The 21,146-nt window shown below is 72.3% G+C and carries 22 protein-coding genes; 12 read left to right on the forward strand and 10 right to left on the reverse strand.

Annotated elements, in window-relative coordinates:
* The first annotated feature begins 16 nt into the window (after window positions 1–16).
* From ABZ860_RS18865 to ABZ860_RS18875, 3 genes are all read left to right on the forward strand, one after another.
* Window positions 17–1,006, forward strand: a complete 990-nt coding sequence (locus ABZ860_RS18865) for an NAD-dependent epimerase/dehydratase family protein (protein ID WP_357221687.1) — start codon at window positions 17–19, stop codon at window positions 1,004–1,006.
* 74 nt (window positions 1,007–1,080) lie between these two features.
* Entirely contained in the window at window positions 1,081–2,031 is a 951-nt protein-coding gene (locus ABZ860_RS18870; protein ID WP_357221690.1) for an MraY family glycosyltransferase, read from the forward strand.
* Between the two features lie 5 nt (window positions 2,032–2,036).
* A complete protein-coding gene (locus tag ABZ860_RS18875) occupies window positions 2,037–3,419 on the forward strand; it encodes a polysaccharide biosynthesis tyrosine autokinase (RefSeq protein WP_357221693.1) in 1,383 nt (460 codons plus the stop codon).
* Here ABZ860_RS18875 and ABZ860_RS18880 read toward each other — a convergent pair.
* From ABZ860_RS18880 to ABZ860_RS18890, 3 genes are all read right to left on the reverse strand, one after another.
* Window positions 3,397–4,032, reverse strand: coding sequence for a hypothetical protein (locus ABZ860_RS18880; protein ID WP_357221696.1), 636 nt, complete (start codon window positions 4,030–4,032; stop codon window positions 3,397–3,399). The genes ABZ860_RS18875 and ABZ860_RS18880 overlap by 23 nt on opposite strands.
* Before the next feature lie 75 nt (window positions 4,033–4,107).
* On the reverse strand, window positions 4,108–5,871 hold the full coding sequence (locus ABZ860_RS18885; protein WP_357221699.1) for a DUF4012 domain-containing protein: 1,764 nt from the start codon (window positions 5,869–5,871) through the stop codon (window positions 4,108–4,110).
* Window positions 5,861–6,517, reverse strand: a complete 657-nt coding sequence (locus tag ABZ860_RS18890) for a hypothetical protein (protein ID WP_357221702.1) — start codon at window positions 6,515–6,517, stop codon at window positions 5,861–5,863. Before ABZ860_RS18890 ends, ABZ860_RS18885 begins: the two co-directional genes overlap by 11 nt.
* Before the next feature lie 328 nt (window positions 6,518–6,845).
* Here ABZ860_RS18890 and ABZ860_RS18895 point away from each other — a divergent pair, with 328 nt between their 5' ends.
* Genes ABZ860_RS18895 through ABZ860_RS18905 form a run of 3 tightly spaced genes read left to right on the forward strand, consistent with a single transcriptional unit; the run spans window position 6,846 to window position 8,260 of the window.
* The gene (locus tag ABZ860_RS18895) at window positions 6,846–7,484 is read left to right on the forward strand and encodes a class E sortase (protein WP_357221705.1); all 639 of its coding nucleotides are present in this window, start codon (window positions 6,846–6,848) and stop codon (window positions 7,482–7,484) included.
* Window positions 7,485–7,500: 16 nt separating this feature from the next.
* Window positions 7,501–7,641, forward strand: a complete 141-nt coding sequence (locus tag ABZ860_RS18900; protein WP_357221708.1) for a hypothetical protein — start codon at window positions 7,501–7,503, stop codon at window positions 7,639–7,641.
* A gap of 25 nt (window positions 7,642–7,666) precedes the next feature.
* Window positions 7,667–8,260, forward strand: coding sequence for a snapalysin family zinc-dependent metalloprotease (locus ABZ860_RS18905; RefSeq protein WP_357221711.1), 594 nt, complete (start codon window positions 7,667–7,669; stop codon window positions 8,258–8,260).
* 39 nt (window positions 8,261–8,299) lie between these two features.
* On the opposite strand, the gene mshC is transcribed toward ABZ860_RS18905, so the two are convergent.
* From mshC to ABZ860_RS18935, 6 genes are all read right to left on the reverse strand, one after another.
* Complete coding sequence (gene mshC, locus ABZ860_RS18910) at window positions 8,300–9,511, reverse strand: cysteine--1-D-myo-inosityl 2-amino-2-deoxy-alpha-D-glucopyranoside ligase (protein ID WP_357221714.1); 1,212 nt, start codon at window positions 9,509–9,511, stop codon at window positions 8,300–8,302.
* Window positions 9,512–9,521: 10 nt separating this feature from the next.
* Window positions 9,522–10,286, reverse strand: a complete 765-nt coding sequence (locus ABZ860_RS18915; protein WP_357221717.1) for an NRDE family protein — start codon at window positions 10,284–10,286, stop codon at window positions 9,522–9,524.
* 94 nt (window positions 10,287–10,380) lie between these two features.
* Window positions 10,381–11,142 carry an SCO1664 family protein gene (locus tag ABZ860_RS18920; RefSeq protein ID WP_357221720.1) on the reverse strand — a complete coding sequence of 254 codons (762 nt, stop codon included), beginning with the start codon at window positions 11,140–11,142 and terminating at the stop codon, window positions 10,381–10,383.
* 57 nt (window positions 11,143–11,199) lie between these two features.
* On the reverse strand, window positions 11,200–11,766 hold the full coding sequence (locus tag ABZ860_RS18925) for a DUF3090 domain-containing protein (protein WP_357044931.1): 567 nt from the start codon (window positions 11,764–11,766) through the stop codon (window positions 11,200–11,202).
* A 9-nt stretch (window positions 11,767–11,775) separates the two neighbouring features.
* Window positions 11,776–12,477, reverse strand: a complete 702-nt coding sequence (locus ABZ860_RS18930; protein WP_357221723.1) for a histidine phosphatase family protein — start codon at window positions 12,475–12,477, stop codon at window positions 11,776–11,778.
* Entirely contained in the window at window positions 12,474–13,292 is an 819-nt protein-coding gene (locus ABZ860_RS18935) for an undecaprenyl-diphosphate phosphatase (RefSeq protein ID WP_357221726.1), read from the reverse strand. The genes ABZ860_RS18930 and ABZ860_RS18935 overlap by 4 nt, the downstream gene beginning before the upstream one ends.
* Before the next feature lie 35 nt (window positions 13,293–13,327).
* Here ABZ860_RS18935 and ABZ860_RS18940 point away from each other — a divergent pair, with 35 nt between their 5' ends.
* The 3 genes from ABZ860_RS18940 (at window position 13,328) to ABZ860_RS18950 (ending at window position 16,207) form a co-directional block, all read left to right on the forward strand.
* Entirely contained in the window at window positions 13,328–14,266 is a 939-nt protein-coding gene (locus tag ABZ860_RS18940) for an aldo/keto reductase (protein WP_357221729.1), read from the forward strand.
* 151 nt (window positions 14,267–14,417) lie between these two features.
* Entirely contained in the window at window positions 14,418–15,461 is a 1,044-nt protein-coding gene (locus ABZ860_RS18945; RefSeq protein ID WP_357221732.1) for a hypothetical protein, read from the forward strand.
* Window positions 15,462–15,607: 146 nt separating this feature from the next.
* Window positions 15,608–16,207, forward strand: coding sequence for a DUF2690 domain-containing protein (locus tag ABZ860_RS18950; protein ID WP_357221735.1), 600 nt, complete (start codon window positions 15,608–15,610; stop codon window positions 16,205–16,207).
* A gap of 131 nt (window positions 16,208–16,338) precedes the next feature.
* Here ABZ860_RS18950 and ABZ860_RS18955 read toward each other — a convergent pair whose 3' ends face one another.
* Window positions 16,339–17,562 (reverse strand): acyl-CoA dehydrogenase family protein, encoded by a 1,224-nt coding sequence (locus tag ABZ860_RS18955; protein ID WP_357221738.1) that lies wholly within the window; start codon window positions 17,560–17,562, stop codon window positions 16,339–16,341.
* Window positions 17,563–17,714: 152 nt separating this feature from the next.
* Between ABZ860_RS18955 and ABZ860_RS18960 the strand changes: the two genes are divergently transcribed.
* From ABZ860_RS18960 to ABZ860_RS18970, 3 genes are all read left to right on the forward strand, one after another.
* Window positions 17,715–18,641, forward strand: a complete 927-nt coding sequence (locus tag ABZ860_RS18960; protein WP_357221741.1) for a LysR family transcriptional regulator — start codon at window positions 17,715–17,717, stop codon at window positions 18,639–18,641.
* 118 nt (window positions 18,642–18,759) lie between these two features.
* On the forward strand, window positions 18,760–19,893 hold the full coding sequence (sfnG, locus tag ABZ860_RS18965; protein WP_357221744.1) for a dimethylsulfone monooxygenase SfnG: 1,134 nt from the start codon (window positions 18,760–18,762) through the stop codon (window positions 19,891–19,893).
* Window positions 19,894–19,897: 4 nt separating this feature from the next.
* Window positions 19,898–21,118, forward strand: coding sequence for an SfnB family sulfur acquisition oxidoreductase (locus ABZ860_RS18970; RefSeq protein ID WP_357221747.1), 1,221 nt, complete (start codon window positions 19,898–19,900; stop codon window positions 21,116–21,118).
* The last annotated feature ends 28 nt before the right edge of the window (window positions 21,119–21,146 follow it).

A 21,146-nucleotide genomic window follows, 5' to 3' on the forward strand; every position in this document is an offset into this window, starting at 1 on the left:
ATCCCAGGAGGATTCGATGATCGACGCCGCAGAGCGCACGTACCTCATCACCGGAGGAAGCGGCTTCGTCGGCTCCCATCTATGCGACGCGTTGCTCGCACGCGGCGACTCGGTCGTCGTCCTCGACGACCTGTCGACAGGTCGGCTCGCCAACCTCACCCCGCACCCGAACCTGCGTTTCGTCCAGGGATCGGTGCTGGACACACTCATGGTCGACGAGCTCGTGCGCCAGTGCGACGTGGTCGTCCACCTCGCGGCGGCCGTCGGGGTCAAGCTGATCCTCAAGGAGCCGCTGCGCTCCTTCGTCACCAACATCCGCGGCACCGAGGTGGTCATCGAGGCGGCCCACCGCTACCGGCGCAAGATCCTCGTGACGAGCACGAGCGAGATCTACGGCAAGAACGCCGGCGACGCGCTCACGGAGTCCTCCGATCGCATCCTCGGCAGCCCGGCGCTGGCCAAATGGTCCTACAGCACGGCCAAGGCCGTCGACGAGATCCTCGCCAACACCTATCACAAGGAACGCGGCCTGCCGACGATCATCGTGCGGCTGTTCAACACCGTCGGCCCCCGGCAGAGCCCCGCCTACGGCATGGTCATCCCCGCCCTCGTCCGGCAGGCGGTGACCGGGTCGCCCCTCACCGTGTACGGCGACGGCACCCAGACCCGGTGCTTCGCCCACGTCAAGGACGTGGTCGACGGGCTGGTGCGCCTGCTCGACCACGAGGGCGCGGTGGGCCAGACGTTCAACATCGGCGCGAGTCACGAGGTGAGCATCCTGGAGCTCGCCAAGCTCATCGTCGAGCTGACCGGAAGCACGTCGGCCATCGAGCTGGTCCCGTACACCAAGGCCTACGGGGAGGGCTTCGAGGACATGACGCGCCGTGTCCCCGACACGACCAGGCTGCGCGAGCTGACCGGCTGGTCACCCGGCCGGACGCTCGACGACATCCTGAAGGAGACCATCGCCGAGGCCCACGCGGAGCTGGTGGCCCCCTCGCGATGAACGGCTCCACTGTCCTGGCCGTCGCGGTTTGCGGCTTTCTCCTGACCGCGGCGGCCACACATATGCTGCGGCGCTTGGCGCTGCGCTGGGGGATCGTCGACCGGCCCGGGGGTCACAAGTCGCACCGGCGGCCCACACCCTATCTGGGCGGGGTCGCCATCGCGCTGGGCACCCTCGTCCCGCCGGTCGCGCTCGCCGGGCCGGCCGTCCAGCCGGTCGCCGGCATCCTCGTCGGCGCCGTGGCCATGGCACTGCTCGGCCTGATCGACGATCTCATACCGCTCCCCCCGATCACCCGGCTGGCCGTTCAGGCGCTGGCGGCCGGTGTCGTCGTGGTGAGCGGGGTCGTGGCGCCGCTCACCGGCACCTGGCTGGACGTCCCGGCCACCTTGGTGTGGATCGCCGTGGTCACCAACTCCTTCAACCTGCTCGACAACATGGACGGCGCTCTCGGCGCCGTCGCCATTGTGTCCGCCGCGATTCTCGCGGCGACGGCCTTCGTATCCGGTCAACCGCTGCTCGGTCTGCTCCTGGCGGCCCTCTTCCTGTCCGCCCTGGGCTTCCTGCCGTACAACTGGGCACCTGCGAAGATCTTCATGGGGGACGCCGGTTCGCTGTTCATCGGATTCGTCCTCGCCTGTTCGGCGGCCCTCCTGGTCACCGGCCGGAGCGCCGGCACCGCGATCGCGGGCCTGCTCCTCCCGACCTTCGTCGCGATCGTCGACACCGGAATCGTGGTGCTGTCGCGCGCGAGGGCCGGCCGGTCGATCATGCAGGGCGGAACCGACCACCTGTCCCATCGTCTGCACAGACTCGGTTTCAGCAAGCCGCTCACGGCCCTGACACTCGCCGCTCTCGCGGCCGTGACCGGAATTCTGGATTTGGTGATGACACTGCACTGGATCTCGCCGCTCAACGCGTCGCTCATCGGGCTGGGGGCCGCCTGCGTTCTGATCGGCCTGCCGCAACGGATGCGGGTCTACCCGTCGGTCAGCCCACAGCCATCTCCTATCGGAAAGCGGTAACACTCATGGAACTGCTCTACTACGCGCGGCTCGTACGCAGAAACTGGCTGCTGCTCCTGCTCTCGCTCGGCATCGGAGTGGGAGCCGCCCTGGTGGTCACCGCGAACACCCCGCCCAAGTACGTCGCGACGATCTCCATGCTGGTCTCCGCCGACGAGAGGGAGGGCGGCGTCTCGGCCGCCCTCCAGGCGGGAGCACTGTCCCAGCAGCGGGTGCAGTCCTATGCCACTCTGCTGACCAGCCGGCAGGTGGTGAGCCAGATCGCGACCGGCAAAGACGCCAACGCCATCCAGGCGAGCATCACCGCCGAGGTCGTGCCCAACACCGCCCTGCTCCGCGCCACGGTGAACGACACCGACCCCATGCGGGCGGCCGACCGGGCCAATGCGCTGGGCGCGACGTTCGCCAGGCTGATCGACCGGATCGAAAGGCCCACTCCCAAGAGCCCCCCGACGGTACGGATCACCGTGGTCGACAAGGCTGAGGTCCCGAACGCACCGGTCGCGCCCAAGCCGCAGCTCAACCTGGCCCTCGGCGCCCTGCTCGCGCTGTTCCTCTCCGTGGGCGCGCTCGTCCTGCGTGATCGCCTCGACACCACCGTAAAGACCTCGGAGGCCCTGCAGAGGGTCGCCGGGAGCTCGGTCCTCGGGATGATCGGGTACGAGCGGGACGCGAGGCGTCACCCCCTCATCAGCCGCAACAACGGCCGGTCCTCACGAGCGGAGTCCTTCCGGTCGCTGCGGACGAACCTGCAGTTCATCGGGGTGGACCAACGGCCGAAGTCGCTCGTCGTGACGAGTTGCCTGGCTGAGGAGGGCAAGTCCACCACATCTTCGAACCTGGCCATCACGCTGGCCCAGGCGGGGTGGCGGGTGATCCTGGTCGACGGCGATCTCCGACGTCCCCGCATTCCGGACTATCTGGGCATCGAGGGTTCCACCGGCCTCACCGATGTCCTGATCGGCAAGGCGCGCCTGCAGGACGTCGTCCAGACGTGGGGTCACTCGGACGTGGCGGTGCTGCCGAGCGGTCAGATACCGCCGAATCCCAGCGAGCTGCTCGGCTCGCACGGAATGCGCTCGCTGCTGGACCAGCTCACTCAGGACTACGACATGGTGATCCTCGACGCGCCACCGCTGCTGCCCGTCGCGGACGCCGCGGCGCTCGCGGCGATCGCCGACGGCGCGCTGCTCGTCGCACGCTACGGCAAGACGCGGCGCGAGCAGGTGGCGCGGGCCGTGGAGCTGCTGTCGTCGGTCAACGCCCGGCTCGTCGGGACGGTGCTGAACTTCGTGCCGGTCAAGCACAACTCGTACTATGGCTACGGGTACGGCTCGAACCCCACGGACCATGAGGCGGCTCAGGTCACGGCACCGACGCCTGTGTGAGCAACCGGATAGGGACGGCGAGGGAGTCCGCGATGCGGTGGGCCGCTTCCCGGTAGGCTCTGCGGGAGCGCCCGTAGGGGTCCGCGATGTCGGGCTGGTCCACCCGGACCAGCCCTCGCAGTGCGTGGGCCTCCTCCAGCAGGGCCCGTGCCCGGCGGGCGGGATGCCCGTGGCTCAGCACCATCTCGGTAGGGACCGCGCGGGCGAGCGCGCCGAACTCGGCGATCGTGAACGCCCGCGCGGCCGCGAGAGGATGCAGGGCCACCGACTCGGCGCGGTGCTCGGTCGCGGCCGCGAGAACGAGGTCGGCACGGGCCACCGCTTCGGCGGTGAGCGGGCGTGACGAGAAGCCCGCCGGATCCCCCCCGAGCCGCAGCAGCACCTCACGCGCCCGTTCCGCCATCGGCCACCCCGCCCTGGCGCGGGTTCCCGCGCTGCCCACGCGGATCGGCGAATCCGGCCCGAGCGCGGCCAGGGCGAGCCGTTCGGCCATGGCCGACCTGCAGATGTTCCCCGTGCACACGAACAGGACGCGGAATCTCTCCGCGTCCTGCGGTGTGCTGTCCGCGTCCGTCTCCTGCGCCGCGGTCTCCCCCGCACTCGTACGCTCCATGGGCGGGACGCTAGGCCGAGCCCGGCGTGCCGCCGCTCGCGGCACGCCGGGTTTTACGGATCCTGGCGGCGCTTGTCAGGAGGAGCAGCCCCTGCTGTCGGCCGTCACCAGCGTCCGCTGCGGGCGGACGAGCGGCTGCACGGGGACCACGGGGGCCGCCGCCGAGTACGGCTCCAGCAGGTCGAACTCCAGCGTCCGCGACTGGCCGGGAGCGAACTCCAGCACCTTCGAGAAGACGGGGTGGGACCGCTCGGTCTCCGCGTAGTACGAGATCGGCCGCCCGTCGAGCCGTACCGCCGCCGCCTTGGCGCCGATCCCGGCGTAGAGCGACACCCAGAGCAGGTTGGAGCCGGCCGCGTGCGGGTGCTCCGGGTCGTCGAGCCGGTCGGTCACGTACGTGGGCAGCCGGCCGTGCGGCGCGTCGTTGGTCAGCCGGACGCGCACCCGGGAGGTGCGCATTCCGTCCGGGCGGCACGGACCGAGTTGGTAGGTGAGCGATCTGTCCAGGTAGTAGTCGAGCTTGGTGCCGGCCGAGTTGTTGACCACGAGCCCGGCGTACGGCCCGCGCCGCTCGGGCAGCACCCCGCCGAGCGGGGTGGCCGCCAGACGGCGCTGCTCGTCCTCGACCCGGCTCCAGACCCGGAGCCGGTGCTCGCTCACCATACGGGAGAAGGCGGGCAGCAGCCGGGCGGGCTCACGCAGCGATCCGGTCAACGCCTCGCTGACCGCGCCGGCGATTCTGATCAGGTACTTCTTGCGCTCCACCGGGTCCGGGTAGCGGGCGTAGGCCTCCCGCTCCGTCAGGTCGACGACGTTGCCCGCCGTCACCGTCTCCCCGCCGGGGAGCTTCACCGGCCCGATCGCGCCCAGGATGTAGGAGAGGCCGACCGGGTCGGTCGCGACGGCCCCGTCCAGCGTCTGACCGGTCTGGCGCCGCCACAGCCCCATCCAGGTGGCCGCCGCGTAAGGGAAGTGCGGGGAGAGGTTGGAGACCGACAGCGTCGTCGTCGCGCCGCGTCCGTACCGGGCGGCGAACTGGGGGCCGAGGTCGGCGACGGGCTTCGCACTCGCCGCCATGCCGGTGTTGGCCGACAGCCGCGCGACGGACACCCTGCCGCCGTCGGCCTTCAGGACGCCGAACGCGCCGACGAGGCCTCCGGTGCCCCTGGCCTCGGCGTTGGTCTCGAAGGCCAGGAAGTAGCGGCGGGGACCGTCGCGGCCGAGCATGGGCGGCAGCAGCGCCGCGGCGTCCGCCCCCTGGCTCAGGAAGGCACGCAGCCGAGCCGCCTCGCGGAGCACGGTGTCGCGTGCCGTGTCCAGGGCCGCCAGCCCGGTCGACGCCGGGGTGCTCGCGACGCGCGACCTCGCGGCCTCCACGCGGACGGCGCCGTCGCGCAGCACCGGGGCCATCGCGTCGAGGGCGGCCAGCGCGCGCCGCAGATCACCGGGCGCCTGTGTGCTCGCGGACAGGAACGGCGTGCCGGCGCGCTCCACTCGAGACAGCACATCCGTGACGTCCGCCACGGACGCGGCCAGCCCCCGGGTCGTCTCCGCGCCGTCGCCCACCACGGGAAGGTGCGTGAGCAGCGCCCAGTAGAGACCGCCGGTCAGCCGCCGCGCCTCCACCGCGTGGGCGCGTGCCTCGGCGAGCGTCGCGGCGACGGTGCGGGCCGACCCGATGTCACCCGCCCGCAGCCGCAGCAGGGCGGCCCGCGTGGCCTCCAGATGGTCGCGCACGCTCAGCCCCAGGTGGGCCGACCAGCCCCCGGCCAGCACGAGGCCGAGGGCCAGCGACGGCAGGCCGGCAACGGCCAGCCGGCGATTCCTCCTACTCGGCACCGCTCGACCGGCGACGCCGGGCGGAGAGCAGGGTGCAGCCCAGGGCCACGGCCAGCAGGCCCGCGCCCGCGACGGCCACGCCCATCGGGGCACCCGTGAACGGCAGCTGACCGCCGCCGGACGGACCGCCCGCGGCCTGCGCGGGAGGCGCTCCGGCCGGTGCCTCGCCCACGGGCCCGGACTCCTCCTCGGGAGCCTCCTCGGATTCTTCTTCGAGGCTCTCCTCGGGCTCCTCCTCCTCTTCGGTCTCCTCCGCCGGCATCGCCTCGGGTGCGGCCTGCTGCACGGCGTTCTGCACCGGGGTGACCCCACTGGGACCACCTGTGCCGGGCGCGACGATGGGCTGCGCGTTGCTGTTCTTGGTGTCGTTGTTCGTCTGGGCCTGCGGCCAGTTCCAGCCTTGCCAGTTCTGCTGTGGCCAGACCCAGCCGTTGTTGGGCTGCGTCACCTGGTTCTCGTGCACCACCTCCGGCTCCGTCGGAGTCTGGACGTTCTCCACGACCACGGGCCGGGGCGGATAGACGCCGTCGTCCGACGGCAGCACGGTGAACCCGACGGACTGCGCCGCCGCGGCCCCGGGCATCCCGAGGGCCAGGCCGCCGGCGACCGCCGCCGCCAGGAAAATAGGTATTTTATTTCGCGCCACTTGGACTCCCGATAACGGCCATTATGCCGATTGGGCATATTGCGGATTGCCAGCGATATTTCGCTGCTCGACTGTTATATGCGCCGGGCGCGGAGCCTCTTCGGTCCGGCGCACGGTGCTTACCGAAGGATCGTCCATGTTTTCGCTTCGTTGACCACAGCCGAATAACCGCAGGTGAACGGCGCGAGAAGCACCGTACGGCTCGCGCCGGCCGTACGGTGCGGGACACGCGACGGACTTGCCGCTCCTGTGCCCGGCGTGCCAAAGATTTCACCAACGCCCCCCGCGTGGCCGCCGTGTGGCGAGGTCCTGCGACGATACTCGTGCCGTGCGAGCGGTCACGAGGGTCATCGGTGAGTTGTGCCTGCCCGTCGGGCTGGTCCTGCTGCTGTTCTACGCATACCTGCTGTGGGGCACCGGCGCGGAGACCGAGCGGGAGCAGCGCGTCCTGCAGCGGCAGCTCGGCGAGGTCTTCGGCAGGCACGACCGCCACGCGGGCCTGGGCCCAGGCATGAGTGCGGTGCGGCTCGGCGACGCCCTGGCGCTGCTGCGCATCCCGCGGCTGGGCGCTCATTACCGGTTCGCCGTCGTCGAGGGCGTCGGCCCGGCGGAGCTGCGCAAGGGCCCCGGCCACTTCCCCGGCACGGCGCTGCCCGGCCAGGTGGGCAACTTCGTGCTCTCGGGGCACCGCACCACCTACGCCGCGCCGTTCAACCGGATCGACCAGCTGCGGCGCGGCGACGACATCGTGGTGGACGCGCGGGACGCCCGCTACACCTACCAGGTGACGCGCAAGGAGGTCGTGGACCCCGGCGAGGTCGACGTCGTCGATCCCGTCCCCGGCCACCCCGGGCAGCGGCCCACGACCGCGTTCATGACCATGACCACCTGCCACCCCAAGTTCTCCGCGGCGCAGCGCCTGGTCGTCCAGAGCGTGCTCGTCCGCCGCGAGGAACGTCAGGACTGACCGAGGGAGATTCTGCGTGTACGGATTCCTCTGGCGGCGGCTGCCCGGCGGCACCGGGCTCCGGCTGGCCGTCGTGCTGCTGCTGACCGGCGTCGCCGTGGCCGCGCTGTGGTACGTCGTGTTCCCCTGGCTGGCGCCGCGGGTGCCGCTGGGATAGCGAAGCCTCCCATATCACCGACCCCATGCACATCTCGTCAAGGTTCCTCCGGGCCGTCTCGGCCCCGCTCCTGGGACTGGCCGTGCTGTTCCCGGTGTCGCCGGCCCGGGCGGCCGCACCCGCCGGCGAATCGGCGGCGAGCGCCGTACGCGTGCTGCGGTACGACGCGAGCCGGGCCGCCGAGTTCCGCGCGGTGATGGACCAGGCCGCACAGGTCTGGAACGCCGGCGTCGGCAACGTCCGGCTCGTCGCGGGCACGCCCGCCGACTTCGTGGTGCTCGCCGACGACGGCTGGCCCCGCACGAGCGTCACCAGGGTGGGCAGGGGCACCATCTGGATGGGCAGGGAGGCGACCGCCGAGGGCTACTACCCCCTGCGCATCGCCACCCATGAGATCGGCCACATCCTCGGCCTGCCCGACCGGCGCACCGGCCGCTGCACCGACCTGATGTCGGGTCACAGCGCCCCGGTGAGCTGCACCAACGCCACCCCCAGCGCGGCGGAGCGCCGCGAGGTCGAGGCGAACTTCGCCGGCTCCGCCCTCGCCGCCGGCGAACGCGCCGGCCGGCTCTTCGTCGACCGCGCGGACGCCGCCGACAACCTGGTCCCCGCGCCATAACGGGCTTAAGAAGGCGCCGTTCGGTTCAGTGAGCGCGGTTCAGAGGGCGACACCGAGGAGCGCGTCGGCGACGTCGCGCACCAGCGCCGGAGAGGAGACGTCGTCGCCCTCCTGCGCCGCCCAGGCGTCGATCGCCGCGAGCGCGCCCGGCGCGTCGAGGTCGTCGGCGAGGCGCTCGCGCACCGCCGCCAGCACCGGTGCGCCCGCGGGGCCCGCCGGGCGGGCCACCGCCGCCCGCCACCGCGCCAGCCTGTCCTCGGCCGCGGCGAGCTGGTCCGGTGTCCACGCCCAGTCCGCGCGGTAGTGGTGGCCCAGCAGGGCCAGCCGTATGGCCATGGGGTCGGCCGTCTGCCGCAGCCTGGAGACGAACACGAGGTTGCCCCTGGACTTCGACATCTTCTCGCCGTCCAGACCGACCATGCCCGCGTGGACGTACGCCCGCGCGAACGGCCACTCGCCGGTGGCCACGTGGCCCTCGCAGGCGCCCATCTCGTGGTGGGGGAAGATCAGGTCCGAGCCGCCGCCGGCGACGTCGAAGCCGCTGCCCAGGTTGCGCAGGGCGATGGCCGTGCACTCGATGTGCCACCCGGGCCTGCCGCGGCCGAAGGGCGACTCCCAGGACGGCTCTCCCGGCCGTTCCGCCCGCCACAGCAGCCAGTCGAGCGGATGGCGCTTGCCCTCCCTGCCGGGGTCGCCCCCGCGCTCGCCGAACAGCTCCAGCATGGTCTCCTCGGAGTAACCCGAGACCGCGCCGAACTTGGGCGCGGACGCGACCGAGAAGTAGACGTCCCCGTCGATCTCATAGGTGGCGCCGCGCTCGGCCAGCCGGCCGATCAGTTCGGCGATCTCCCCGACGGTCTCGGTGACCCCGACGTACTCGCGGGGCGGCAGGATGCGCAGCGCCTCCATGTCGGACCGGAACAGCTCGATCTCACGCTCTCCGAGGGAGCGCCAGTCGGTCCCGGTCGCCTCGGCCCGCTCCAGCAGGGGGTCGTCCACGTCGGTGGCGTTCTGGGTGTAGTGCACGTCGTGGCCGTTGTCCCGCCACACCCGGTTGACCAGGTCGAAGGCGAGGTAGGTGTTGGCGTGGCCAAGGTGGGTCGCGTCGTACGGCGTGATGCCGCAGACGTAGAGCCGGGCCTCGCCGGAGGGGGCCGTCTCACGCACCTCACGGGCGGCGGTGTCGTACAGACGGAGCATGAGGCCCGAACCAGGCAGCCTGGGGACATTCGGAGCAGACCACGATCGCATGGTGTGAAGCCTATCCGCGAGGCCGGCGCGCCCGGTCAGCCGGTGCGCTCCACGAGGTGTCGATCTCGTGCCAGGTGGCGGGGTCGTCCGGCTGGGGGCAGAAGTCGTAGCGCAGCCCCTCCTCCGCGAGGGCGACCAGCGTGATCGAGAGGCTGGCGAAGACCCGTCCGTCCGGCAGCCGCCGCCGCATGACCAGCGCGCGGGGATCGTCCCAGGGCACCCCCGCGCCAGACGCGGGATCGAGCCACTCCCCCCAGAACCGCTCGGGCGAGCCGCCCGTGGTCCACCCCGGCCGGGCGGCCCGGGCGAAGCGGGGCCGGAACCAGGCGGTGCGCGGCTGGCTCTCGCCGCGGTCCCAGCCCGTGTTCACGATCACGTGCACGCCCTCGGGCAGCTTCTCCTCGGCCAGGCTCTCGCCGTCCCAGCTCCACAGCCGTACGCCGTCGAGCCCCCCGATGACGAGATGGAAAGGGTCGTACCAGGACAGGTCGACGGGCGGGAACTCCCCTGCGGCGGCGGCGAGGAGCGGCAGCTCGCCGCGCGAGTGGCGCCTGCCCGCCGGGGCCGCGACGCCGTCGCCGTTGAGCAGGGCGGCCACGCGCCGCCCCGCGGGGTCGGCGGCCAGCCAGGTGCCGCCCGCCTCCAGGTCGCGGCCACCGATCAGGCCGGGGTACGCGGGCCAGTGCCGGTCCGGCGACATCCACGGCCGCGTGACGAACTCGTCACGCACTCCCGCCAGGAGCACCGGCGTGCCGGCCTCCGGCTCGACGCTCACGATGACCGTACACAATGCGTGTTCCCTCCAATATCGGTAGAGACCCCTGCAGAGTGCACAATTCGCACGTTTTGCGCAAGCCTGTCTGCGGTGATCAAATCGGGGGCCACGGGATCGCCGGCCAGTCCTCGGAGGGATGCGGGTGGACCCCGGTGGCCAGCAGCCTCTTGACCCGCTCCCACGTGGCCTCGACCTCGGCCTGGGTCAGCAGCTCGCGCAGTCGCCGGCCGAGGCGCCCCCGCTCGATCTCGCGCTCCAGCCGCACCAGCACGTTGACCGCCTCGCGCGGGAGCGTCTTGCCGCGCCACTGCCACAGCACGGTGCGCAGCTTGTCCTCCACAGCGAAGCAGACCCCGTGGTCGACCCCGTACACGTGCCCGTCGGGCAGCGGCAGCAGATGGCCGCCCTTGCGGTCGGCGTTGTTCACCACGGCGTCGAACACGGCCATGCGGCGCAGGGCGGGGTTGCGGCTGCGCATCAGGGCCATCAGATCGGTCTCGGGATCGGCGTCGATCCACAGCTGCACCATCCCCGGGCCGAAAGGGCCGTCCCGGTAGACGGTCGGCGGCACGATGCGCCATCCGGTGACGGCCGCCACCTCGTAGGCGGCCACCTCCCGGGCCGCGAGCGTGCCGTCGGGGAAGTCCCACAGGGGGCGCTCCCCGCGCACCGGCTTGTACACGCACGCCGCCGTGTGCTCGCCGTTCCTGATGGAGCAGTAGAGCGTCATGTTCGTGGCCTCGACGAGTCGTCCGGCCACTTCTAAGGTGCCCTCCCGCAGCAGGCGCATGGCCGCCGCGTCGTCCAGCCCCGGCCCGTCCACGTCGCTGATGCTCGCCTCGCCCTCGGCCGTCATCCGGTTCCTCGCCCGCGCGGCGCGAGGCCGCCCTTCCACCCGTTCACACCGCGCCTCTCATGCCGACAATCCTCCGGGGTGGTGACCGTTGAGACGGACGCAGATGTGGCCCTCGGGGTCGAGGGGCCGTCCGCACAGCGGGCACGGCGGACGGCCCGCGGCGACCACCTCAAGCGCCCGGCGGCTGAACGCGCGGGCGGCGGCGGCGCTGATCCGCACCCTGAGGACGGCGGGCTCGGGCCGGTCGTCCAGCGGCGGCTCGTCCTCCTCGTCGCCCTCGGCGGCCTCCTGCGCCTCGATGATCACCTGGGCGGTCTCGGGATCCCAGGCGAGCGCCATCGTGCCCACCCGGAAGTCCTCGTCGATCGGCAGGTCGAGCGGGCCCTCGTCGGCCAGCTCCGCGGGAGCCATGGCCGGGACGGGCGCGCGCCCGCCGCTGCGCCGCAGCACCTCGTCGAGCAGTTCGTCGAGGCGGTCGGCCAGCACGGCGACCTGGAACTTCTCGAGCGCCACCGTGGTGATCCTGCCCTGGCCTCGGGCCTGCAGGAAGAAGGCTCGCGCGCCCGGTTGCCCCACGGCACCGGCCACGAACCTGTCAGGCGGATCGTAGTCGAAGACCGGCATAGCCCGACCTTATGTGGTCCCGGGTCCACCGCCGACGGCGGCATCGCTTCCGGTGATGGTTTCTCCCCCGTCTTGGTCCTCCGACACCTCCGGCGGGGGCACCAGGTTGGCCACTCCCCCGCCCACGTCGTTCGCCCTGAGCAGGAAGGGACGCAGGGGGGTGTAGCGGATCACCGTGACGGACGCGGGATCGGCCGTGATCCGCTGGAACTGGTCCAGGTGCAGGCCCAGCGCGTCGGCCACGATCGCCTTGATCACGTCCCCGTGGCTGCACACCAGATAGGTGGCCTTCTCGCCGAGCCGCTCGTTCCAGTCGCGTACGGCCCGCACGGCGCGGCTCTGCACCTCCGCCAGCGCCTCCCCGCCGGGGAACACCGCCGCGCTGGGATGGGCCTGCACCACCCGCCACAGGGGCTCCTCGGCGAGCTCCTTCAGCGGCCTGCCCGTCCAGTCTCCGTAGCCGCACTCGCCGAACCTGTCGTCGGTCTGCACCGAGACGGGGCGGCCCTGCGCGATGGCGGCCGCGGTCTCCCGGCACCGCTCCAGCGGGCTGGACACGATGGCGTCCAGTTCCAGGGGCGCGAGGCGTTCCGCCACCGCGCGCGCCTGCTCCCGGCCACGCTCGTCGAGATGGACCCCGGGGGTCCAGCCGGCCAGCACGGGGCCGGTCATCGCGGTGAGGCCGTGCCGTACGAGGAGGACGGTCGTCATGACTGCACCACCCCGAGGGCCAGCAGCGTGAGGAGGAACGTTCCGGCGAAGACGCGGTAGACGACGAAGACGATGGTCGAGTGGCGCGCCACGTACCGCAGCAGCCAGGCGATCGAGGCGTAGCCGACGACGAACGACACGACGGTCGCGATCAGGGTCGGCACGACCGGCGGGCCGCCGCCGTCGCCGACGTGCCGCAGCTCGAACAGCCCCGAGAGGATCACCGCCGGGATCGACAGCAGGAAGGAGTAGCGGGCGGCCGCCTCGCGCGTGTACCCGAGGAACATCGCGCCGGTCATCGTGGAGCCCGAGCGGGAGGCGCCGGGAATCAGCGGCAGCATCTGCCAGGCGCCCACGATCAGGCCGTCGCGCATGGTGAGGTCGGCGACCTCCTTCTTCTTGCGGCCCATCTGGTCGGCCACGAGCAGCAGCAGGCCGAAGACGATGAGCATGACCGCGTTCAGCCACAGGTTGCGGGCCGGGCCCTCGATCGCGTCCTTGAACAGCAGGCCGGCGACGCCGATCGGGATCGTGCCCAGGCCGATGTACCACCCCATCCGCGCGTCGAGGTCGCCGCGCAGCTCCGGCGTCCACAGGCTGCGCAGCCACGTCCAGGTGATCCGGACGATGTCGCGCCAGAAGTAGATGAGCACCGCGAGCATGGTGCCGAGCTGGATCACCGCGGTGAACGCGGCACCGGGGTCGCCCCATCCGGCCAGCTTGGGCACGATCAGCAGGTGGGCCGAGCTGGAGATGGGCAGGAACTCGGTGAGACCCTGCACGAGCCCGAGCACGATCGCCTGTAGTACGTCCATGGTGCGGACAGCCTATCGGCTAGTCTGTCCGCACCATGGACCAGCGACTAGTCGGGCGCAGCGGTCTGTCGGTGTCCAGGATCGGGCTCGGCACGATGACCTGGGCCCGCGACACCTCCGCCGAGGAGGCGACGGCACAGCTCACCGCCTTCGCCGAGGCCGGCGGCACGCTGATCGACACCGCCGACGTGTACGGCGGCGGCGACGCCGAGCGCCTGATCGGCCGGCTCATCCGCGACGTGGTGCCGCGCTCCGAGCTGGTCATCGCCACCAAGGCCGTGCTCACCCCCGGCGGCGAGCACGACGCCTCCCGCCGTCACCTCATCCGCGCGCTCGACGCCTCCCTGGCCCGGCTCGGGCTGGAGGAGGTCGATCTGTGGCAGCTCCACGCGTTCGACCCCCGGGTGCCGCTGGAGGAGACGCTCGCCGCCGTCGACTACGCCGTCTCCACCGGGCGTACGGCCTACGCGGGCGTGTGCAACTACACGGGCTGGCAGCTCGCGGCCGCCGCCACGTGGCAGCGGTGCGGCGACTCGCGGGCCCCGATCGTCGCGGCGCAGGTGGAGTACTCCCTGCTGGCCAGGGACGCCGAGGAGGAACTGCTGCCGGCCGCCGGGCACGTGGGCGCCGGAGTCCTCGCCTGGTCGCCGCTGGGACGCGGCGTGCTGACCGGCAAGTACCGCACCGGCATCCCCGCGGACTCCCGCGCCGCCACCCCGCACTTCGCCGAGTTCGTCCGGCCCTACCTGGACGAACGGTGCCGCAGCATCGTGGAGTCGGTGACGACGGCGGCCGAGGGGCTCGGCGTGTCGCCGCTAGCGGTGGCGCTCGCCTGGGTGCGCGACCGCCCGGGCGTGTCGTCGGCGATCGTCGGCGCGCGCACCCACGCGCAGCTCCTCGGCGTGTTGCAGGCCGAGAAGCTGACGCTGCCGTGGGAGATCCGCGAGGCTCTGGACGACGTCTCCGACCCCTGACCCCGACTCCGGGCCGGCGAGGCGAACGAGAATCGCCTTCACGTATCACACATCGATACCGAACTGCAACTTTCTACTGCATAACCCCGCGCTCTGGCGAAGAGTGGCGGGTATGTCGGGGGATGGATCAGAGCACTGCGGAAGGGGACACATGGGGATCGTAGGCAAGGCCTCCGCGATCTCCGCCGGGGCTCTCGCGATCACCCTGGCCGGAGGGCTCCCTCTCGCCGCATCCCCGGCACAGGCGCTCGACTGCACGGGAGGCGGCGGCCTGGTCTCGGGCGTCACCGGCGGCGTCTGCTCCCTGGTGGACGGCGTGGGCCGCCTGGCGGACGGCGTGACCGACGTCGCGGACAAGGCCACCGGCGGGGCGACGGAACCGGTCACGAAGGCCGTGGACGACACGCTGAAGACGACCACCGGCGCCGCGGGCACGGCGGTGAACGACGTCGGGAAGACGGTCGACAAGGCCGGCCAGACGCTCACCGGGGCGGCGGACACCGCCACCGGCGCCGCGAGTGGAGCGGCGGACGACGCGACCGGAGCGGTCAGCGGAGCGACGGGAGCGGTCAGCGGAGCGGCGGGAGCGGCGACCGGGGCGGTGACGGGCGACGGATCCGGAACCGCGCACAGCCCCGCTCCCAGCATCCAGAAGCTCACCGACGGGCTGACCCGCACCGTGCAGGACACCTGCCTGCCCCTGGTCGCCGGCGAGCGCTGCGCGTCGCAAGGGCACGGCGACAGCGGCGAGGGCGCGCCGGGCTCCGGAAGGACGCGACCGGCCGGCAAGAAGGCGACACGGCCCAAGGCGTCCATGACTCCCGAGGGCACCCTTTCGCCCGAGCCCTATCGGCCGCGTCTCGTCGCGGCGCTCGACGACACGCCGGAGACCGGCCGCGCGGCGAAGGTGGACCCCGACGAGGACGGCGTGATCCCGCTCCTGTGGCCCGGGCAGAAAATACCGGAACTGCCCGAACTGCGCGGCGACGCGGCGGCCGCGCGCGCTCGCGCCCAGCGGTCCTACGACACGGCGGGGACGGCCCTCACCGCGGTTCTGCTGCTCTCGGCGCTGCTCGCCACCCGCGTGGTCTCGGCCCGGCGGGCCCGCGCCGGGCAGCAGGAGCCGCACGAGTCGATCCCCTTCGAGGGCGGCCTGCAGCTGCCGGGGAAGGCGGGACGCCACCGGCTCGCCTGAGGGCGTCCGCCGGGACCGAGCTGCTTCTTGCCGATTGATGGGTTGATGCGAACCCGTGCCGGGCGATCGCGCATCAACTCCGGCACGGGTTATCCATGCCGTGGCGGCACCGCGAGGTGCCCCTGCCACGGAAGGAGCAGCCCGGCATGAGATGGAGCATCGCCCTCAGGGCGCCGGTCGTCGCGGCGGCGGCGGTCGTCGCGCTGGCGACGACCGCGACCGGCGCGGTCGCCGGATCGGGAGACGGGCCGGGATCGGGGTCGGGGTCGGGCCGGACCGGCGCGGTGCGGCTCGACGACATTCCGCGCGGCGGGACCGCCGACCTCCCGCGCCGAGTCTCCGACACGCTGTGCGACCAGGGGCGCAAGAGCGCGCAGACCTGTGACGGAACCGACCCGATCAGGAGCCGCTGCGACCACGGCGCCTACACCGTGGCGAGTTCGCGGCTCTGGTATCACGACGGCCGCGGACGGGCCACCCGGTCCGCCGGCGCCACCGTCGAGTTGCGGTACTCCCCCCGATGCGGGACCAACTGGTCGCGGGTCGCGCTCGACGAGGGCCGCACCGGACCCGTGGGCGTTCTCATGTGCCGCGGCGAGGGCTTCGGCGACTGCACCGAGACGTACGCGACCCGCGACGGCACCGCGTACTCCGACCAGCTCTACGCGAGGGACGTGGAGGCGACGGCGTACGCGCTGTGCTGCGGCACCTGGCCGGACATCGCCTCCGCCTGGGCGCGGGGCTGAGCCCGCCGCGAGACCCGATGGTCCTGGCGCCCGTACGCCGCCTCACGGAGGGGGCGGGCGCGGAAACGGGGGCCGGTCCCGCGGCCGTCCTGCCTCCTCGCACGTTCGTGAGGAGGCAGGACGCGGCCCCGTCAGGAGTACCAGGTGGGCTCGGGGATCTCGTCCCGCAAGCGGTGGACGCCCACCTCGCGGCGCTTGTACGCCACAGGGTCGTGCAGGGTGTGGGTGCGCACGTTGCGCCAGAACCGGTCGAGCCCGTATCGGGACGCGGTCGAGCGGGCGCCGGTGGCCTCGAAGACACGCGAGGTGACCTCCAGGGCCACGTCGGTGGCGTGCGCCTTGACCGCGGCCACCCGCACCTCGTGCTCCCCGCGCAGCCGGGGGGTGACCTCGTCCGGGTTGAGGTGGAACCACAGGCCTTCCCGGGCGACCTCGTCGGCCAGCGCCTCGGCCGCCCACAGCTTGGCGGTGAGGTCGCCGTAGAGGTCGATGACGTACGGCTCGTCGACCGCGCGCTCGTGCCCGCCGTGCAGCCACGGGCGAGTGTGCTCCCGCGTGTACGCCAGCGCGGTCTCCAGCGCTCCCCTGGCGATGCCGAGGTAGAAGTTCACGAACACGAGCTGGATGGTCGGCACGTTGAGGGTGGCGTAGACGCGTGGCTGGAACTCCTTGTCCACGTAGCCGAGGGCGTCGCGCCACGGCACGCGCACGCCGGAGACGGTGACGCTGCCGCTCTCGGTCAGCCGCTGGCCGATGTTGTCCCAGTCGTCGTGGAAGGTCAGCCCCTCGGAGCCGGAGGGGACGATGGCGAAGACGTGCTTGTCCGTGCCCTCCAGCACGCCCTCGAGGACGGTGACGTCGGAGACCTTGCTTCCGGTGGAGAAGGTCTTGCGGCCGTCGAAGACGAGGGTGTCGCCCTCGTCGCGCACGACGATGTCGCGGTCGCGGGGGTTGACGGCCCCGCCGAAGAACCAGCGGTGCCGGGCGGCGTCGGCCTCGATCCGCTCCCACTGCTCGCGGGTGCCCACCAGGCGCGCCGCCCAGTTCCAGAGGTAGTGGTAGCCGAGCAGCTGGCCGATGGAGCCGTCGGCCGCGGCGACCTCACGGACGACGCGGTAGGCGGTGGGCCAGTCCTGTGCCGCGCCGCCGTGCCCGGCGGGTCCGAGCAGCGTGACCAGGCCGGAGTCCTTGAGCAGCCCGATCTCCGCGTACGGGGTCTTCGCGGCCCTGTCACGCTCGGCGGCGTCCACCGCGAGGACGGCCGCCACCTCGCCGGCGCGCGCGATCCACTCGTCCGGAGTGCGCGGCGCCGGGCCGTCCGTCCAGTCCGTACGGCTGGCGTGAGCGATGGTCACGTGTCGTCTCCTCTCGTGTGCGGCGCGTCGCGCCGGCTGTCGCTCACCAGGTTAGGCAACATTCTCTACTTGTTAAGTAGGAAAGTTGCCGAACGGCCGGTAGGGTCGCCCTTGAACACCGCCGGCGAACCCCTTGGACGAGGTGGACGACGATGCGCATCGAGCAGCTCGAATACATCCGCGCGGTGACCCGCCTCGGCTCGCTGCGCCGCGCGGCCGACCACCTGCACCTGTCCCAGCCGGCGCTGAGCGAGACCGTGCGCAACCTGGAGCGGGAGCTCGGCGTCGACCTCCTGGAGCGGCGCAGGTCCGGCGCCACCATCAGCGACAAGGGCCGCGAGCTGCTGCCGTACATCAACGGCGTGCTGGAGGCGGTGGACCGCCTGCGCGGCGCGGCCGACGAGCAGCACCGCACGGCCCGCATGGTCAGGCTGGGCACGGTCAACGCGGCCACGGTCCCGCTGCTGATCCCCGCCGTACGCGCGTTCCGGGAGGCCCATCCGGCGACCCAGGTCGAGGTCGTCGGCGCGCAGCAGGCCGAGATCCACCGGCGCATCCGGGAGGGGAGCTTCGACCTCGGGCTGGTGAACTACCTGACCGGCGACGACCTGCCGCCCGACCTCGCCACGACCGAGCTGCTGCGCGGCCGCCCGGTCGTGTGCGTAAGGCCCGGCAGCCCGCTGGCCTCGCTGCCCGCGGTCGAGGTCGGCGACCTGCTCCGCGAGCCTCTGATCGTGATGCGCTCCGGCTACGTCATGCACCGCCTGGTGCACCGCCTGCTCGGCGGGCGGGCGCCGTCGTTCTCGTATTCGACCGACGGCGCCGAGATGGGCAAGCTCATGGTCGCCGAGGGGCTCGGCGCCACCGTGCTGCCCGAGTTCAGCGTGGCGGGCGATCCCCTCCTGCGCAGCGGCGCGATCACCTACCGGCCGCTGGCGCAGCGTGCGGCGGAGGTCCTCCTGGTGATCCAGTCGCAGCGATCCGCCTCCGGCCCCCGGGTGGCCCGCGACCTGCACCGGTTCCTCCTGGACCGGGCACGGGAGTGCCGCGCCGACGCCCAGGCGCGCGCCGCGGGGTGAAAGGGCGGAGTGACAGGGCGGCCCTATCACTCCCCCGCCGATCGCGTGTGGAACTCCGGGGCGCGGCCGACGTACTATCCCCATTGTCCAAGTAGGAAATAGCTGGAAGGGGTCCTTCGTGTCAGCGAACGTCAGTCCCGAGCCGCTGCGGTTCGCCTACTGGGTGCCCAACGTCAGCGGCGGGCTCGTCACCAGCACCATCGAGCAGCGCACCGACTGGAGCTACGACTACAACCGGAAGCTGGCGGTGCTCGCGGAGAACAACGGCTTCGAGTACGCGCTGTCCCAGGTGCGCTACATGGCCAGCTACGGCGCCGCCTACCAGCAGGAGTCGACGAGCTTCAGCCTGGCGCTGCTGCTCGCCACCCAGCGGCTGAAGGTGATCGCCGCCGTGCACCCTGGCCTGTGGCACCCGGCGGTGCTGGCCAAGCTGCTCAGCACCGCCGACCACCTCTCGGGCGGCCGGGCCGCCGTCAACGTGGTGAGCGGCTGGTTCAAGGGCGAGTTCACCGCCCTGGGCGAGCCGTGGCTGGAGCACGACGAGCGCTACCGCCGGGCCGAGGAGTTCATCCGCGTCCTGCGGGCGAGCTGGACCGAGGACAAGGCGCGGTTCCAGGGCGACTTCTACCGCCTGCACGGCTACGACCTGCAGCCCAAGCCGCTCTCCGGGCCTGACCGCCCGCACCCCGAGGTCTTCCAGGGCGGCAACTCCACCGCGGCACGCGCCATGGCGGGCCGGGTCTCCGACTGGTACTTCAGCAACGGCAAGGACTTCGACGGCGTCACCGAGCAGATCGAGGAGGTCGGCGCGGCGGCGCGGGCCCACGGCCGGCGAGTGCGGTTCGGCCTGAACGGCTTCCTCATCGCCAGGGACACCGAGGCGGAGGCACGCGAGACGCTGCGCGAGATCGTGGCCAAGGCCGACGTGGAGGCGGTCCACGGGTTCCGCGACGCGGTCCGCCAGGCCGGCCGGTCCACGCAGGACGGACGGGGAATGTGGGCCGACTCCACGTTCGAGGACCTCGTGCAGTACAACGACGGCTTCCGCACCCGCCTCATCGGCACGCCGGAGCAGATCGCGCACCGGGCGATCGAGTACAAGAAGCGCGGCGTCGACCTGCTCCTGCTCGGCTTCCTGCACTACCACGAGGAGGTCGAGTACTTCGGCCGCCACGTGCTGCCCATCATTCGCGAGCTGGAGGGCGAACTCGCGGCAAAGGGCGCGTTCCCGGTGGAACCTGCCCGGGCCTGATCCCATGACCGATCTCACCCACGCACCCGTTCACCCCTTGGAGACCGCGCACGTCGTCACCGGTGACGAGGAGGCCCTCGCCGTCGCCGCCGAGCTCGCCGGGCGGTTCGCGAACGGCGCCGCCGGACGGGACGCCCGTCGCGAGCTCCCGCACGCCGAGCTGGCCGAGCTGTCGGCGAGCGGCCTGCTCGGCATCACCGTCCCCCGCGAGCACGGCGGCGCCGACGTGCGGACCGCGACACTGGCGGAGGTCGTCCGCCTGCTCGCCACCGCCGACCCCAACATCGCCCAGATCCCGCAGAGCCACTTCGTGTACGTCAACGTGCTGCGGCAGCAGGGGTCCGCGGCGCAGCGGGAGTTCTTCTTCGCCGAGGTCCTGGCGGGCAGGCGGTTCGGCAACGCCCAGTCGGAGGCGGGCACCCGGCACGTGCAGGACTACCGCACCCGGCTGCGTCCCGCCGAGGAGGGCGGCTTCGTCCTCGACGGCGTCAAGCACTACTCGACCGGGGCCCTGTTCGCCGACTGGATCACCGTGCTGGCCAAGGACCCCGCCGACCGGCTCGTCGTCGCGTACGTGCCGGCCGGCGCGCCCGGCCTCACGGTCGTGGACGACTGGGAGGGCATGGGCCAGCGCACGACGGCCAGCGGCACCGTCCGGCTGGAGGGCGTGCGGGTGCCGGCCGACCGCGTGGTCCCCCACCACCTGACCTTCACCGGGCCGCAACTGCACGGCGCCCACGCGCAACTGCTGCACGCCGCGATCGACGTCGGCATCGCCCGCGCGGCGCTCACCGAGGCCGCCGAGTTCGTCCGCACCCGCAGCAGGCCCTGGTTCGAGAGCGGCCTCGACCACGCCGCCGACGACCCCCTGACCATCCAGCGCTTCGGAGAGCTGGAGGTCTCCGTACGCGCCGCGGAGGCGCTGCTGGGCGAGGCGGGGCGGGCGGTCGACCGGGCACGGGAGCGGCTCGACGACGAGACCGCGGCGGCGGCGTCCATCGCGGTCGCCACGGCGAAGGCGTTCGCCGACCCGGCAGCCGTCGAGGTGACCGACGCCCTGTTCGAGGTGTCGGGCACCAGGTCGGCGCTCGACTCGCTGAACCTGCACCGGCACTGGCGCAACGCCCGCACCCACACCCTGCACGATCCGGTGCGCTGGAAGATCCAGCACATCGGCCGGTACGCGTTGAACCGGACCCCGCCCCCACGCCACGGCCTGATCTGATCCCGAATCCGGCCCCATCCGAATCCGG

This window comes from Microbispora sp. NPDC046973 (assembly GCF_040644495.1).
GTDB lineage: Bacteria > Actinomycetota > Actinomycetes > Streptosporangiales > Streptosporangiaceae > Microbispora.

Bases quoted from the DNA above. Each gene is read 5' to 3' on its own strand.
- ABZ860_RS18865 (WP_357221687.1), top strand. From the start codon at position 17: ATGATCGACGCCGCAGAGCGCACGTACCTCATCACCGGAGGAAGCGGC.
- ABZ860_RS18875 (WP_357221693.1), top strand. From the start codon at position 2,037: ATGGAACTGCTCTACTACGCGCGGCTCGTACGCAGAAACTGGCTGCTG.
- ABZ860_RS18880 (WP_357221696.1), bottom strand. From the start codon at position 4,032: ATGGAGCGTACGAGTGCGGGGGAGACCGCGGCGCAGGAGACGGACGCG.
- ABZ860_RS18905 (WP_357221711.1), top strand. From the start codon at position 7,667: ATGCACATCTCGTCAAGGTTCCTCCGGGCCGTCTCGGCCCCGCTCCTG.
- mshC (WP_357221714.1), bottom strand. From the start codon at position 9,511: ATGCGATCGTGGTCTGCTCCGAATGTCCCCAGGCTGCCTGGTTCGGGC.
- ABZ860_RS18920 (WP_357221720.1), bottom strand. From the start codon at position 11,142: ATGACGGCCGAGGGCGAGGCGAGCATCAGCGACGTGGACGGGCCGGGG.
- ABZ860_RS18925 (WP_357044931.1), bottom strand. From the start codon at position 11,766: ATGCCGGTCTTCGACTACGATCCGCCTGACAGGTTCGTGGCCGGTGCC.
- ABZ860_RS18930 (WP_357221723.1), bottom strand. From the start codon at position 12,477: ATGACGACCGTCCTCCTCGTACGGCACGGCCTCACCGCGATGACCGGC.
- ABZ860_RS18935 (WP_357221726.1), bottom strand. From the start codon at position 13,292: ATGGACGTACTACAGGCGATCGTGCTCGGGCTCGTGCAGGGTCTCACC.
- ABZ860_RS18940 (WP_357221729.1), top strand. From the start codon at position 13,328: ATGGACCAGCGACTAGTCGGGCGCAGCGGTCTGTCGGTGTCCAGGATC.
- ABZ860_RS18945 (WP_357221732.1), top strand. From the start codon at position 14,418: ATGGGGATCGTAGGCAAGGCCTCCGCGATCTCCGCCGGGGCTCTCGCG.
- ABZ860_RS18950 (WP_357221735.1), top strand. From the start codon at position 15,608: ATGAGATGGAGCATCGCCCTCAGGGCGCCGGTCGTCGCGGCGGCGGCG.
- ABZ860_RS18960 (WP_357221741.1), top strand. From the start codon at position 17,715: ATGCGCATCGAGCAGCTCGAATACATCCGCGCGGTGACCCGCCTCGGC.
- ABZ860_RS18970 (WP_357221747.1), top strand. From the start codon at position 19,898: ATGACCGATCTCACCCACGCACCCGTTCACCCCTTGGAGACCGCGCAC.